At 32.9% G+C, this 14,908-nt stretch carries 11 protein-coding genes; 8 read left to right on the top strand and 3 right to left on the bottom strand.

The window, feature by feature from the left end:
• Positions 1-390: 390 nt before the first annotated feature.
• Positions 391-2,088 carry an APC family permease gene (locus tag NG809_RS18140; RefSeq protein WP_396124953.1) on the bottom strand — a complete coding sequence of 566 codons (1,698 nt, stop codon included), beginning with the start codon at positions 2,086-2,088 and terminating at the stop codon, positions 391-393.
• A 156-nt stretch (positions 2,089-2,244) separates the two neighbouring features.
• Between NG809_RS18140 and nhaA the strand changes: the two genes are divergently transcribed.
• The 5 genes from nhaA (at position 2,245) to NG809_RS18115 (ending at position 8,633) form a co-directional block, all read left to right on the top strand.
• The gene (nhaA, locus tag NG809_RS18135) at positions 2,245-3,585 is read left to right on the top strand and encodes a Na+/H+ antiporter NhaA (RefSeq protein ID WP_262152785.1); all 1,341 of its coding nucleotides are present in this window, start codon (positions 2,245-2,247) and stop codon (positions 3,583-3,585) included.
• Complete coding sequence (locus NG809_RS18130) at positions 3,578-4,864, top strand: DUF389 domain-containing protein (protein WP_262152743.1); 1,287 nt, start codon at positions 3,578-3,580, stop codon at positions 4,862-4,864. The genes nhaA and NG809_RS18130 overlap by 8 nt, the downstream gene beginning before the upstream one ends.
• A 242-nt stretch (positions 4,865-5,106) precedes the next feature.
• A complete protein-coding gene (locus tag NG809_RS18125; protein ID WP_262152742.1) occupies positions 5,107-6,945 on the top strand; it encodes a chloride channel protein in 1,839 nt (612 codons plus the stop codon).
• A gap of 451 nt (positions 6,946-7,396) precedes the next feature.
• Positions 7,397-8,026 carry a Crp/Fnr family transcriptional regulator gene (locus NG809_RS18120; RefSeq protein ID WP_262152740.1) on the top strand — a complete coding sequence of 210 codons (630 nt, stop codon included), beginning with the start codon at positions 7,397-7,399 and terminating at the stop codon, positions 8,024-8,026.
• 235 nt (positions 8,027-8,261) lie between these two features.
• Positions 8,262-8,633, top strand: coding sequence for a response regulator (locus tag NG809_RS18115; protein WP_262152739.1), 372 nt, complete (start codon positions 8,262-8,264; stop codon positions 8,631-8,633).
• A 217-nt stretch (positions 8,634-8,850) separates the two neighbouring features.
• Here NG809_RS18115 and NG809_RS18110 read toward each other — a convergent pair whose 3' ends face one another.
• Entirely contained in the window at positions 8,851-9,198 is a 348-nt protein-coding gene (locus NG809_RS18110; RefSeq protein WP_262152738.1) for an RNA polymerase sigma factor, read from the bottom strand.
• Positions 9,199-9,985: 787 nt separating this feature from the next.
• On the opposite strand from NG809_RS18110, the gene NG809_RS18105 reads away from it, so the two are divergent.
• The gene (locus NG809_RS18105; RefSeq protein ID WP_262152737.1) at positions 9,986-10,306 is read left to right on the top strand and encodes a hypothetical protein; all 321 of its coding nucleotides are present in this window, start codon (positions 9,986-9,988) and stop codon (positions 10,304-10,306) included.
• Positions 10,307-10,698: 392 nt separating this feature from the next.
• Here the strand turns inward: NG809_RS18105 and NG809_RS18100 are convergent, their stop codons facing one another.
• Complete coding sequence (locus NG809_RS18100) at positions 10,699-11,664, bottom strand: DUF4172 domain-containing protein (protein ID WP_262152736.1); 966 nt, start codon at positions 11,662-11,664, stop codon at positions 10,699-10,701.
• A gap of 271 nt (positions 11,665-11,935) precedes the next feature.
• Between NG809_RS18100 and NG809_RS18095 the strand changes: the two genes are divergently transcribed.
• Complete coding sequence (locus NG809_RS18095) at positions 11,936-12,778, top strand: hypothetical protein (RefSeq protein ID WP_262152735.1); 843 nt, start codon at positions 11,936-11,938, stop codon at positions 12,776-12,778.
• A 132-nt stretch (positions 12,779-12,910) separates the two neighbouring features.
• Positions 12,911-13,804, top strand: coding sequence for a hypothetical protein (locus tag NG809_RS18090; protein ID WP_262152734.1), 894 nt, complete (start codon positions 12,911-12,913; stop codon positions 13,802-13,804).
• The last annotated feature ends 1,104 nt before the right edge of the window (positions 13,805-14,908 follow it).

The raw sequence follows: 14,908 nt of genomic DNA, 5'->3' as shown, positions 1-14,908 counted from the left end.
TAAATATAATCAATTATATTTATCGATTAATCTTCAAAAGAATATATGAAAGTCTTTCATCATATGCAATCATGTTATTTACGATGATTGTCCCGAAAATATTTTATATGTTTCATACACTGTATTATAAGCACGAACTTTCCTTATTAATAGCAATACAGCAGGAATAGAAGGTTAGATCAAATTAAATAAAGAAAATTCTCACAGGATAAAATAAGAAATTCAAATGCCATTGTAATGAGATCTTATGGATTACTGGTATCTCCTATATACATTCCTATTTCACTTACTTGTTGGAAAAAGTATTCAGGGGACGTAAAGATATTAGTAGTAAAAGAACTTTACAGGATGATCAAATTGTAAAATTAGCTATAAAAACTTACCATGTTATCATAATATAAGCCTTACTCTGCCAAGTTCATCGACTCTGTAACTGAATTTTTCTCCGGGACTGCTTATAAACATAAAATTTTTGGGAATCTTCCATTGATTACTTAGGTCTTCCACAAGTTCAGGAGTAAAATCTCCGACTAAAGTAATATATTCCATATCAACTTCAGGATAAGCTCTGTCCAGGGTGTCAAAATCAGCAAGAAATTTTTCGTCAGGTTTCTGTGCATCATGCAGTACGGTAACGATCTTCATCTTATTGGTTACTTCATTTTCATGAAGATACATCATTACCTTAATGAGAGTGGCAATATCGTCTCCCTTTGAAAAGAAAACAAAGTCTTGTGCATAAAGCTTTTTCAAGCTGCGATATAAGGTCCTTTGTCTTGTAAGCGTATACCTTTTGTAGTTTTTTGAGAGTGATTCTAAGATATTTACAATAAAATGCATAATATCTTTTCGCAGCAACATTGCTAAGATGATTAGCACAGATGGTATAAAATACTGCAAAAAAGTTATCAGATATTTAGGTTTACTCATCACATTGCCATATAAAGCAATTAAAATTGCAGCCAGGGCGATCAATACAGCGTCGGGTCTTGCATATTCAGGTCTCGGCAAACGTGATCTTCTCAGTTTGAGAAGGATATTTCCTAAAGCAAATGATGCCATGATCGTTAAAAAACACAGTGCATATACAGCTGCCAGAGGTGCCAATTGTCCTCTGGTCACCAACAATACCGAGAAACACAAGAGAAAGAAAAGAATTAAAATTCTATAAGTACTCCCCCTTTTATTCTCCTTCAGAAAATAATTGGGTAAAATGCGGTCCAGCGTCATTCTTTTAATCAGACCGTTCACCCCCACAAAGGATATTAAAACCGCTCCACTAAGCACTGATACTGCATTGATCGATATAATGGTGGCAAGCCATTTGGCGCCGGTTAATGTTCCTATGTAGCTTAAAAAAGAATTTTGATGAGATTCTACTGCAGATATAGGAATAATGCAGATGACAAGGAAAGCAATCAGTGGATTAAGTACAGATACTGCAATCCACATATTTCGAAGTGTTTTTGCAAAAACCCCTCTCTCCTGCTCTTCAACAAAATTTGAAGAACTCTCAAAGCCTGAGATCCCAAGCATGGCTGCCGAAAATCCAAAGAAAATTGCCGTTAATATACTGCCGTTTCTTGCCGGAAGATGAAAATTGTCTATCAGTACAGAAAATCCATTCTGCCAGACAAAGAAAAAACATGATCCGATTAGCAATGTCATTGTTGCCAGATGAAATAAAAAAATAACCAAGGCAACCACAGCACTTTCCGATATACCTAAAATGGTGAGTCCTAAAAATATAAGCAGAAGTAAAAATGTTGCGATATTCACATTAAAATAAGGTGCTATATGGTGCAGATAGTGCATCGCTTCACTGGAAGATATTACGGCTGTAGCCATGTAAGACAATATAGTCAGACAAGCAGCTACGGAAGCATTGCTTTTTGAAGTTGTATTCAACAAGACATTATATGCTCCTCCATTCAGGGGCAGTGCGCCGACAACTTCTCCATAAATTTTTCTGAACAAAAAAAGTACAGCAGCCACCATTAAAAGAGCTATCCAGGCATATTGACCTGCCGCTACAATTGCCAGGGCAGAGACATACAGGCAGGATGAAGTAATATCATTTCCGCAGATTGGAGTAGCATATCATTCACTGAGTTTTTTCGTAGACATTATTTTAAATTTATTTGAAGATATAATATTAGATAAATTTATTTTAAAATCTGAGCAATTAAGGATTAAAATACTTTAATGATTTATAAATTTGCATGTAAGCTACTATAAAATATGATGAAAAATTACCCTAAGAAACCTATTGATAAAATTGTATATCCTGTTCAACGTTTTATTCAACAGGAAAAATCAGGAGGTCTGCTTCTGGGTATCAGTGTCATTATTGCACTCATCATTGCAAATTCACCTTTATCAACTGCTTATCATCACATTCTTGAGCAGACTTTTGGTTTCCGTTGGAATGACCGGAGTTTTTTTAATTTCAGTATTCATCATTGGATTAATGACGGACTGATGTCTGTTTTCTTTTTTGTAGTGGGTCTGGAGCTCAAACGCGAGATTATTGCAGGTGAACTTTCCAATCCACGAAAAGCAATGCTGCCAATTGTAGCGGCAGTCGGTGGAATGGTTATGCCTGCCCTGATCTATTTGCTTCTCAATCCTGCCGGTGAAATGCACAAAGGATGGGGAATACCCATGGCTACCGATATTGCTTTTGCATTGGGCGTACTCTTTTTGTTGGGAAGGAAAATTCCACTTTCTCTGAAGGTTTTTTTAACAGCACTAGCCATTGTAGATGATTTGGGAGCTGTTTTGGTCATTGCATTTTTCTACACAGCAGATATACAAATGGCCTATCTGCTGATTGGTCTTTTTATTCTGGCGGTCATGTACCTAGGAAATAAATTGGGCGTAAGGTCAATATTTTTCTTTGCTCTCCTTGGTATTTGTGGTGTATGGACTTGCTTTGTCATATCCGGTGTACATGCAACGATTGCTGCAGTATTGGCTGCATTTACCATTCCTGCAGATGTAAAGATAAAGGAAACGGTTTTCATATCCAAAATCACCAATTATCTGGAAACATTTAAAAATATAGATCCTACAGAAGACAAGCCCACGCTCACCAATGACCAACTACATGTGCTGGAACAGATAAACGAGGCAACCATAGCAGCAACTCCACCTTTGCAAAGACTGGAACATTCAATGCATCCCATCGTCACTTTTGTTATAATTCCTATTTTCGCAATTGCCAATGCAGGCGTATCATTGGATATTGATATCAACAGTTTGTTTGATACTAATGTCGCTTTGGGAGTGGCTTTAGGTTTATTGGCAGGTAAAGTTCTTGGCGTAGTAGGATTTACTGCGGTATTCATTAAACTTAAAATTGCTAAAGTTCCGGAAGGAATGACCATTAAAAATCTTTTTGGGCTGGGTTTTCTGGCCTCCATTGGGTTTACAATGTCTCTGTTTGTAACTTCGCTGGCCTTTACACACGAAGAATACCAGACTCAGGCCAAGATAGGAATCTTTGCAGCATCAATTCTTGGTGGAATTATCGGGTATATCATTCTTAATAAGAATTCTGAATCAACACAAAACGATGAATAATATTTTTAATTTTATCAATCTTCATAACGGTGAAGAAAAGAAGGACAAAGTATTGGAGAATGTAACTTCCAATATTTCATTCCGTGGTTCCAATCTCTGGATTCTGGCGTGTGCCATCATTATTGCATCCATTGGTCTTAATGTCAATTCTACTGCCGTAATTATTGGGGCGATGCTTATTTCCCCTTTAATGGGTCCCATCGTAGGAGCCGGTTTTGCATTGGGGACGTACAACTTTCCTTTACTGAAAAAGTCTTTTAAAAATCTTTTGATTGCCACCGTAGTCAGTCTTATGGTTTCTGCTTTTTACTTTTACATCAGCCCGTTCAAAGATGTACAGTCTGAGCTTTTGGCAAGAACAGCACCAAATATTTATGATGTTCTTATTGCTTTCTTTGGTGGATTGGTTGGAGTCATTGCAATAACAAGGGTGGAAAAAGGAAATCCAATCCCCGGTGTAGCCATTGCTACTGCATTGATGCCACCTTTATGTACTGCAGGATTTGGAATCGCAACTTTTAATTTTTCTTTTTTTTTAGGTGCTTTTTATCTTTACACGATCAACTGTTTTTTTATCTGTATTGCCACTTTCCTGGTTATCAAATATCTGAGATATCCATCCTCAATCGTTGACAGTAAATACGAAAAAAGAATTAAATATGGAATATCATTTTTGATTCTTGTGATGATTGTGCCGAGTTCTTATTTGGCATACAATCTTTTTAATGAAAAAAAGTTTACCAAAACAGCAGACGCATTTATACAGAAAGAATTTGATAATAACGGTTATACGCTGATTTATAAAAAAATCAACTATAATACGACTCCTAAAACAATAGACGTCGCTTTCCTTAATAAAAAATTTACGCAGGCTGAAATTGATTCATATAATAAGATGCTCGCAGACAATGGACTGCCCGATACGAAGTTTACTATCAGACAAAATACCTCTGATCTGAAGTCAGAAATATTAAGCGAGATCAGTAAAAATAATACCAACTTATCTGAAAAAGATATAGCAATATCTAAATTACGGCAGGAACTGGACACTTATAAATTATCAGATAGTACTTTAGTGAAAGAACTTCAGATTCTATATCCTACGATGTCTGATTTATCATACGGCAAGGTTGAAAGGTATCCTCTTACAGATAGTGCTAAACTTCAATTTGTGGTTATTTATTCAGGTGAAAAAGTCGATCAGACTCAGCTTAAAAACTGGCTGCAAAAAAGGTTAAACGAGAAGAACGTAGAGATTTTAAATAATTCAGAAAAATAATTTTTTAATAATTGAAGTTGGCCATTTTTACGAAGAGTTCTACTTGAAATTTAGCAATCAAATAATATTCTTAAGAAACTCAAAAAAATTCCGTAATCGATGATAGATAAGTACAAATTATCTTTTCTGCTCAATATCAACCTTAATGACTTTCTACAGATGGTTAAAAGTTAGAAACATAGTTAATTCGTTTTAATATCTTTGCCTGTAAGTATATTATTAACGGCTTCATTTTATTCAAAATGAATTTTCACAACAAAAAAAAATTCGTCAGTTTTCTTAAGTTTAAAAGAGATTTCCAGCAATACGGGCTTAAAAAAGCCCGCAGCTATGAAATTGTTATCCATTGGCTAAAGAATCATCTGAGCAGAAATCAGTTTTTGGTTTTTTCAGGTATTCTGGTAGGATGCACTGCAGGATTGGCAGGTGTGATATTAAAAACATTTGTTCACAATATCCATTATTTTATAACGTATAATGTACACTTTGAATATCAGATTATTTTCTATATTCTTTTTCCATTTCTCGGGATTGTATTAACGGGAACAATAGTAATTGCAATATTTAAAGGACAGGACAGAAAGGGAATCGGAGCGATTTTATATGAAATCGCGCAAAACTCGAGTATAGTATCAAATGTTAAAATGTATTCACAAATCATACAAAGTGCCGTTACCGTGGGTCTTGGAGGTTCTGCCGGAATCGAAAGCCCTATAGCAGTTACCGGTGCTGCAATCGGTTCCAACTATGCGCGTACCTACAGATTAAGTTACAAAGAAAGAACTCTCCTTCTTGCTGCAGGTGCGACAGCCGGGATCGCATCTGCATTTAATGCACCGATTGCCGGTATTATGTTCGCTTTTGAAATATTACTGACCGGTGTCGTCTTTACAGATTTTATTCCACTGGTAGTTGCTGCGGTCTGCGGAAGCCTGCTATCGAGAATATTACTTCAGGAAGATATTTTATTCAGGTTCTATACACGCGAACCCTTTAATTATTATAATGTTCCGTACTATTTAATTCTTGGAATACTGACAGGATTGTACGCAAGATATTTTGTAGTTGTATCTCAGAGAGTGGAAAGTTTTATTCATAGCCTGAAACTTTCACGACTTAAAAAAGCAATGTTTGGAGGCGCTGTCCTTTCATTATTGTGCGTACTTTTTCCGCCTTTATTTGGTGAAGGTTATGAAACAGTAAAAGATTTCACCAACGGAAATGTAAACTCTGTGATCCACAACAGTTTTTTCAGGTATTTTGAAATAAAAGCATGGACTGTTATTGTATTTTTAATTTTAGTTTGCCTGTTAAAAGCCTTTGCAACTTCATTCACTATTTTCAGCGGTGGAAATGGTGGGAACTTTGCTCCGTCCCTTTTTGCAGGCGGATCTGTTGGATTTTTATTTGCTGTGATCTGTCAAAACATGGGATTTTCTGACGTTCCTGTCACCAATCTTATCTTAGTTGGTATGGCAGGTGCTATGAGCGGTGTACTTTATGCTCCTCTTACTGCTATCTTCCTTATTGCAGAATCAAGTTTCGGATATGATCTCTTTATCCCTTTAATGATTGTAGCAGTTATTTCCTATCTTATTGCAAAATGGTTTGCGCCAATTTCACCTGAACTGAAAAATCTCGCAGACCAGGGTAAAATATTTACTCACAAACACGACAACAATCTTTTGTCTTCTCTGCGAACCAGGGATTTTATCGATTTCAATTCTCAGATTATCCATGAAAATTCATCTGTACAGGAATTGTATGACCTGATTAGCAATGGACGAAAAAACAATTTTGCAGTTGTAAATGACAGAAATGAGCTTAAAGGTGTACTTACACTGGATGATATTCGTCCTTATCTATTCAATGATTCCGAAAAACTTAATATTTCCAGGATGCTTCAAATTCCTGCAGCAATCGTGAAATCAAACGATAAGCCAGCCTCAATTATTCAGACTTTTGACGATACAGATACGTGGCATCTTCCTGTCGTAGATAGTGAAGATAAATTCGTCGGATTTATTTCAAAATCAGCAATACTTACCAGTTACCGACAGCTTTTAAAAGATTATTCGTGATGGAATATAGGCTGTATGCCGATACTCAATAAAACTGAGATGTTTAGATAAACTCAGCAGATGAACTGATTTATTTACATTTTCGGACAAGATTTTTTACTCACAATCTCTTTTTACATATAAGTCACCTATTTCGGCTGATCCCGAAGTATAATATTGACGGCAACCTGGATACTTGAATTATGTCTGATAAATAATAATGCTGAAAAGCAGAGTAAAAATGAGTTCAGACTACTTTTCTTAACACAAAGTTTGATTGAATATGTATCTTAGTTGAATGTAGGCTATGAAAAACTCTGCCAGCGCCTGATCACGAAATATCATACAGTACTAATATCCAAAAGAAACGTTCATATTTGTATTTTAGCATCAAAATAATGTGGCTACCCAAAATTATTGAATTGTAACTTTTCTTATTTTTGCAAATCTTAATTTTAAATCTATTTTAATTATGGTAATATGTGAGGATTTATTGTTTTCTCATGGTGCTGTAACATATTCTTATGATTCAGGTGAATATATTTTCCGGGAAGGCACAATATCAAAATTTTACTTTCAAATACAGGAAGGGATAGTAAAAATTAATAATTTTCATGAAAATGGTAAAGAGTTCATTCATGGATTTCCTTTCAAGGGTCATTGTTTTGGAGAAAGTTATTTGTTTACGGAAACACCATATGGAATAAATGCTATTACTGTCAGTAAATGTGATTTAATTAAAATTGAAAAGCAAAAGTTTTTAAAACTGTTATTAGAAAACCCGGAACTTTTTCTTAAGATAAGCAATTATACCGCTGAACGTCTTCATTTCAGATACTTGGTATCTTCATTTTTATCGGATAATAATCCATTTATCAGAATCACTAAATTATTAGACCATATTAAAAAATATTTTGGTTATTCGGAGAAATACAGTTTCATCGTTCCATATACCAGAAACCAGCTTGCATCGTTAACAGGATTAAGAGTTGAGACTGTTATACGAACCATAAAAAAAATGGAGCAGGATTGTAGACTTGAAATAAAAGATAACAAAATTTATTATCAACTCATATTGGGGCTTCACCTTTTTTTAATTTAATAATTTCAGTTGTGAGATCTATTAGAGTTTTATTATTCCAGCTTTAAATTCCATTTCACAACTTGGGAATGTTTTAAATTGACATAGATCATTTTATAAAAACAATTAATTTGTCATTTTAATTTTTCAATATCTCCTAACGCACTGTAAAAGCGATTATATTAAAATATATTTGATCGGATCCAATAAGTTTTTTATTTTCCTTTTATCTTTACAAAAAATTATTCAAAGCAGCATGAAAAAATTAAAAATTCTGATCTGTGATGATGATCAGGATAATTTAGACGTTTTACAAATTCTTTTGGAAATGGAAGGATATATCGTCGTTAAAGAAGATCAAAGTTCAAAATTGATTAGTACTATTAACAGTGAGCAGCCAGACCTTCTTTTGTTGGATATCTGGATGCCTGAAATATGTGGTGACGAAATTATCAAAATAATAAGGTCAGATTCCAGTATAAATGGCTTGCCAATTATTGCGTTTTCCGCAAGTCTTGATATAGAAAAGATTTCCAAAAAGGCAGGTGCTAATCAATATATAAGTAAACCTTACGATATTAATGAGATCACCAGACTTATCATTAACGTACTTGGCAATAAACTTTAAAATAATTATTCAACGATTTTTATAAGAGATGTAATTGATGATTTGGCAATTCTTGTAACCATTAAATATGCGATTCAGGTATTTGATACTTTTTTGGAAAAAGGAATATTTTAAAAGTTCCTTTAAAATAAGTTTACTTAGTGATCAGTAAAGTAAAAAATTTATTTTGAGAAAGCCGCTTCGACTATTTTTGACCACATTACCCTTTCTAAACATTTCACACATCTAAAAATTCAATCGATAAAGCTCCTGACTTTACAAAACTGATTTTAAATTTTCTATCATTTGAAGTTAAATATTCTCTTACAGATCTTAATAAAATTTTTATAATCCAATTTGTAAAAGTCTTATCAGAAACGCAAATAGGGGTATCGTTTTTCCAAATATTGACAAAGGTCTGCTCTAATATTTCACAGGAATAGCTTTTTGAAAGTCCTGCTCCCACCAAAAGTCCATACAATAGAGGACTATAAGAATCATAAATGTAATTAAAGTTATTTCTTTGACAGTTTTTTATCAGCAAAAACAGTTCCTGATCTGAGTATTTTATTTGCTTATGAGCCATAGTTATTCGGAGGAAAATTAAATATTATAACAGTCTCCAAATCATCTATAACACATCATTTACACTGCCGTTAAAATGCCTATCAAAAGCTGTGCTATATATTTGCGATGTGATACAAATTTACCAAACCGGAGGACGAAATCGAAGAGGAAAAAGAAAAGTTTGTAGCGATTATAGCAAGGATATTAATGGCAGCTAATATACTGTCAAATTGAAGGCGGTTTCACTCATTTGGCACAAGTCACAGAAAACCTTTTGATGATGAGAGTGGAATTGGTAAAAGAATGACAGGAATGTTTCTGGATATAACTGAGAAAAATAGTATGTTTAGCACAATGATGATTTTCTCAATCAATAAAACCATGACTTTAAAATTCATTTTGGCTTATTTGACAAATAAATGGAATACTTTTTGTTTTTTAATCCCAAACACTAAAATTTATATTAACTCAAATGACCACCTTTTAGATATAAGAGATGGTCATTTTTCTTTTAATGTGTAGTTGATTTGTTAATCCTAAGTCTCAAAAAATGATTGAAATTCTTGACGATGTTACCAGCGAAGAAATTACGGAAACTTTAAAAAAGATGTTTTCTTAATTGAACAAATCTCAAAACGATGATAATCTTGGCTTGAGATCAGAAAATACTTTGTCATTTTAATTTTTCACAACTTTATATTTTATGCACTATTGAAGAAAATTTTAAATTTTAATATATGAAGTATTGTTATTTAAAGTTTGTATTAATAATATATTGTTTTACAATATTGAGTTGCGATAAAAAAATGGCAACTGTTAGAGATTTTGATGATTATGAATTTAATACATCAACTTCAGGTGAGGGTATGTTTAATATCGGACATAGTTTTACTATAAACCAAAAAGATTACATTAATGATCAATACAATTTTGTTTATTACAGTAAAGATTTAGAGGAGAGAAAATTTCTTATCCCGGGAAGTTTACAAAATGACAGTTTTCCTATTTATTGGAGGGAAGTACATTTACCTTTCAAAATTATAAAAAAAATCAAGGGAGATACATTATTGCTTATAAAAAATAAGAAAAAATTTATTTTTAACAAAATTAAAAATTCTGATTTTTAAGAAATGAAATTACTACAACTTAAACTTTTCTTATTATCTCAAAAAACGATGTTTACTTTTTAAAATATCGAAACTGAACTTTTAAAAAAAATTAATTTTATTGTAGAAGTTTTTTAAAACCAGTTATAACTATTTGAACTTTCAGTAAAATAATTATTAAATACTTTTATCTAATTGCCGACCCAATTCTCAAAAAAAATTATGAAATATTTGTGCAAGGTAAGCTTGCACAAATAATGAGTTATGATATCAAAAATCTTCCAGATTTACCTGATAAATCACCGAACGTCCACCACCTGTTTTTCTAAAAGCATTAATATCTGCTAGATGTTGTAGATCTCTCGTTGCAGTTGCCTTTGACGTCTTATTAATGGATATATATTTCTTTGCTGTCATTCCCCTTTGAAGCCACCCATACCCTGCTCCAGCATTTTATTGATGGCTTTCAGTTCTCTTTCGTTCAGCATCTCTTTAAAGCGATTAAAGAAATTCACTTTTTTCATCGTGAATAAAACTACATTTTGAGAGTCAAGCAAAGCTTCGTTTAATATGCCTAAAAAATAATAAATCCAGTCCGTTATGTGAGAATTACGCTGGGCTTTTTTAAGCTCAGAATAATATCTGTTCTTATCTTTTTCAATTGCTTTTGATAAACTTATGAAAACAGGCATTTCCAACCTTTCAGCCAGCGATTTTTCAGCCAGGGCACGACCGATTCTTCCGTTACCGTCCTCAAACGGATGTAAAGTTTCAAAAGACAAATGCACGATAGCAGAAAAAATCATGGCCTCCCCCACTTTACCTAATTCTCTTGCAGAGAATTTTTGATACCAGTCGATAAACTGATGAATTAATTCTGGCAAATCTTTCGAAGGCGGTGCTTCATAGTGAACTGTAAAATCTCCAAAACGTCCGGATACGACCTGCATCGGTTCGCTGCCGCTTCTGAATAATCCGGAGTTAATATTCTTTTCATTCTCCAGTAAGATTTGATGCCAGTTTAAGAGAAGATCTTCAGTAAGTTTTTTCGAGTAAGAATTCTGAACTTCAATCATCAGCTTTGCAATGGCATCAGTTTTCCAGTTTTTACTTTTGATCTGGTAATCTTTGAGCTCCAGATTTACTTTTAATGAAGACATTACATCTTCCCGGCTAAAATATTCGCCTTCGATTTCCGAGGTTTTTAAAGCTTCAGACAACATGATTTCTGTAAAGATTTCCTGCTTCATTTCTTTGGAAAACCCCATTACAAAACCATTGGCAACGCCCAGTTGCAAAGTGAAATTTTCGATACCGGAAATGAGTTTATCCTTATCAAAACTGAAATCAGGAAAGTTTTTTTCTTGCCAAATATACATGATGAGCCGAATATTAAGTTTATTTAGCTCAATTATATTGAAAAATTGAGCCGATTAACAAATTTAATCGGCTCAAGAGATTCAAATTTAGTTAGAGTATGAAAATTAATCAGGAAGTTTGTGGTTATTATTTAAGAAAGTAAATATGGTATATCAGACTTATTAATCTAAAATAAAATCTCATGCAATATCATTATTATATGAAATAAAACTCTTCCACATTCAAAAACTAAGTATATTTGAAAGCTTTCAACAGTATAAAAATTACAAAATGAAATCTCTAAAAATATTGTCTCTCGTTGTATTGAATACTTCATTTTTCGCACAGACGAATTCAGAAAAATACGTTGTTGATGACGATGGAATTATAGTTGAGAAACCTGTCACAAGTAAGTCGTATGATGAAAATTACAACAGCAATAATATTATTTATACTATCGGGAAAAAATTCACGTATTCTTATTTTTACCAAAATGCAAAGGGAGAAAAATTTCTGATCAAAAAAGGTAAAGAAATTCTACAGCCGGATGGTTACAGTATTGCCGATTGGGATTTTGTGAATATTGACCAGCAGGACAACGAAACCGTAAAATATTTAATTTTAAAACCTAACTCTGGAAATCCTTTTGCAACTAATCTTCCGGATTATAATCAAACAGCTATAGGCTATGAATACCTGATGAATAATGGTAAATTTCTTACAATGGAAATGACAGGAGCTGTTGAGAATGAAAAAAATGTCTGGATTCACCCACCCAGAAGTAATTTTTTCGAAATTTTAGAATTAAATCCTTTTCCATACATCAAAGCACCTTATCAAGTTGGAACAAAATGGATCTGGAGTCTGGAAATTGGCGACCATTGGTCAGACAAAAGATGGTTGGAATGGAAAGGTGAAATCGAAAATCATTACATTTATGAGATTACAGGCAAGAAAAGTATTTCAATGAAGCTTGGAAATTTAGAATGTTATGTTGTTCATGCAAAAGCAAAAAGCAGAATTGGAGATACTGAGCTTATTTCTTATTTTAATCCAAAATTTGGTTTTGTAAAACTTGAATACACCAACATTGACAAAGCCAAAACCATTCTGGAACTGGAAAAAGTAGAATAATCCAAATTGTTCATCATAGATTCAAAATTAAATCTCATAGTTTTATTCTCGCCAATTTTAATTTTGAGCTTAAAACCTACCATAAAATATTTTCAAATATCAAAAAACAGAACTTCTGTATCAAAATGAGCAATGAGCAATAAAAATTTACTGAAACTGAGTTTTGCTTTAACACTGTTATTTCCTTTCAATAATTATAATTCTCAGGCCGTAAAAACTTCAGACACTAAGGAGTTTTTCTATAATATCAGCATTGGAGCTGTAATTGGGGGAATTGGTGCTTTAATTAATAAGAAGCCCGAGCAAAAATTTGATAAGGTGTTATTTAAAGGAGTATATCAGGGCGCTTTGGGTGGTTATGTGACTTTTGAAAGTAAGAGATTGATCAGAACCGCAGTTAATAATAATGATTACAAACTGTTATGGGCTGCAAAACTTGTAAATGCCGGCGGAGTCTCTATTAAAGAGAACGCCTCAATGAACAGAGATTTCTGGGAAAAATGGCATCTTAATATTGGATTTAACAGGATAGAATTTGATACGACAGATAAATTTAAGATTTATTACAAAATTATGCCTGTCGCATTGGTTTATACCATCGGCGTAGCTTCTCAGACAAAATTTGAATGGGGAAAATCTCTGAAAACAGGTGAGTTTATTTTTTCAAGCAATTCAGAGCAGTTTATAGCTACCAATTCCAGTGCTGTCGCGTTTCCTGCAAACATTGTCTTACACGACCCCTACAAAAATGAATTTGCAATAGTCGCTCATGAGATTACTCATATTTTTCAGCAAAATGACTTCTCACAGTTAGATACTTTTTTCACAAAACCTATAAATTTTGTTAATTCAAAAAGCGAAACGATGAGTAAAATAAACAAGTACATTTACTATGATTTCAGACATTTACCTTACTTGCTTCTTTACTCATTGGAGAATCGAAATACACATTTCTATTATGACAATCGGTTTGAAAGAGAAGCTGGTTACTTTTCAAATACCTTCGGAGAATGGGTCTTAAAGTGAAATAATTTTTGAAATAAATAAAAACAGTATAAGCATACATTAATTTATATATTTCAATAAATTTTATAATTTGTAGATTTAGAATTAGTGATACGGAGACATTATCCAAAGTGAATCAGAAACTTTGAGTTGGACGGAAACATTATCCCGTTTTTACGATATATAATTTAAACTTGTCTTCCAGTTGATTATAAAGTCTCAGGAACTGTTTGAAATTTTATAAATAACTGTATGATTTTTCTTCCTCGGCTCGTAAAATTTCTCAACGTTGTCTGTCATATCTGCTGCGATGTATTCTTACAAAGGTTGTTTTGGCATAATTCCTAAGGCATCCATGCCTATTAAAGCAGTCACCCTATGCCTGGAGTATTGTCGCACGAAAAAAGAAATTTTTTAAAAGACTTTATGCGCAGGCAAGAAAGATCAAAAAACCGATTCCTCAAACATCTCACTAGAATGAAGATTTCTTAAATAAGATTTGTAAAATGTTATCGGTAAATTCAATTTTATAGTACTGTAGACAATTTGGTTCTAATGTTAAATTTGATGTCATAAATCGGATAATTTCCGATTTAAGGGATTAAAAATTACATGTAACTGTTAAGAAATGGAAAAACAGAGTAAAAGGACATGATTGGTTTGACTTGGAATTTTACATCAGGAGGGAGTTCCTCTGGATTTGAATCATCTTCTTTAAAAGCTCAGAATACCGGCAACTGGTTTGAAGAAGAAATATCAAAGAATCAGCTCATAAATCTACTCATCCAAAAAATGAGATCGTAGATTTTACAAAAGTAGAAAAAGATGCAGTAAAGTTTATTCCGGATGCTTCCGTACTAGGTATCTGTAGTGCTGATTTTTTTAGAGCTTCAATTGAAAAAATGAAGGTGGAAGAATAAAAGAACTTTTTATAACATATTTGAAAAAAATAATGATTTCGATTTAACTGCGTCCTTACTGAGAACACAATTTTAGGATATACATAAATATTAAATTGTCAACCCCATTAGGCAACAATTGGATTTTAAAGTTCAAAGATTATGAAAGTGCAGCTAATTGAAAATTGCATAAAAAGATTAATTATATAAACTTATAAAAAAAAAT

It is taken from the genome of Chryseobacterium foetidum (genome assembly GCF_025457425.1).
In the GTDB taxonomy this organism is placed as follows: Bacteria; Bacteroidota; Bacteroidia; order Flavobacteriales; family Weeksellaceae; genus Chryseobacterium; species Chryseobacterium foetidum.
This window is presented reverse-complemented; position numbering and strand designations above follow the sequence as displayed.

Bases quoted from the DNA above. Each gene is read 5' to 3' on its own strand.
- nhaA (WP_262152785.1), top strand. From the start codon at position 2,245: ATGAAAAATTACCCTAAGAAACCTATTGATAAAATTGTATATCCTGTT.
- NG809_RS18130 (WP_262152743.1), top strand. From the start codon at position 3,578: ATGAATAATATTTTTAATTTTATCAATCTTCATAACGGTGAAGAAAAG.
- NG809_RS18125 (WP_262152742.1), top strand. From the start codon at position 5,107: ATGAATTTTCACAACAAAAAAAAATTCGTCAGTTTTCTTAAGTTTAAA.
- NG809_RS18120 (WP_262152740.1), top strand. From the start codon at position 7,397: ATGGTAATATGTGAGGATTTATTGTTTTCTCATGGTGCTGTAACATAT.
- NG809_RS18115 (WP_262152739.1), top strand. From the start codon at position 8,262: ATGAAAAAATTAAAAATTCTGATCTGTGATGATGATCAGGATAATTTA.
- NG809_RS18110 (WP_262152738.1), bottom strand. From the start codon at position 9,198: ATGGCTCATAAGCAAATAAAATACTCAGATCAGGAACTGTTTTTGCTG.
- NG809_RS18105 (WP_262152737.1), top strand. From the start codon at position 9,986: ATGGCAACTGTTAGAGATTTTGATGATTATGAATTTAATACATCAACT.
- NG809_RS18100 (WP_262152736.1), bottom strand. From the start codon at position 11,664: ATGTATATTTGGCAAGAAAAAAACTTTCCTGATTTCAGTTTTGATAAG.
- NG809_RS18095 (WP_262152735.1), top strand. From the start codon at position 11,936: ATGAAATCTCTAAAAATATTGTCTCTCGTTGTATTGAATACTTCATTT.
- NG809_RS18090 (WP_262152734.1), top strand. From the start codon at position 12,911: ATGAGCAATAAAAATTTACTGAAACTGAGTTTTGCTTTAACACTGTTA.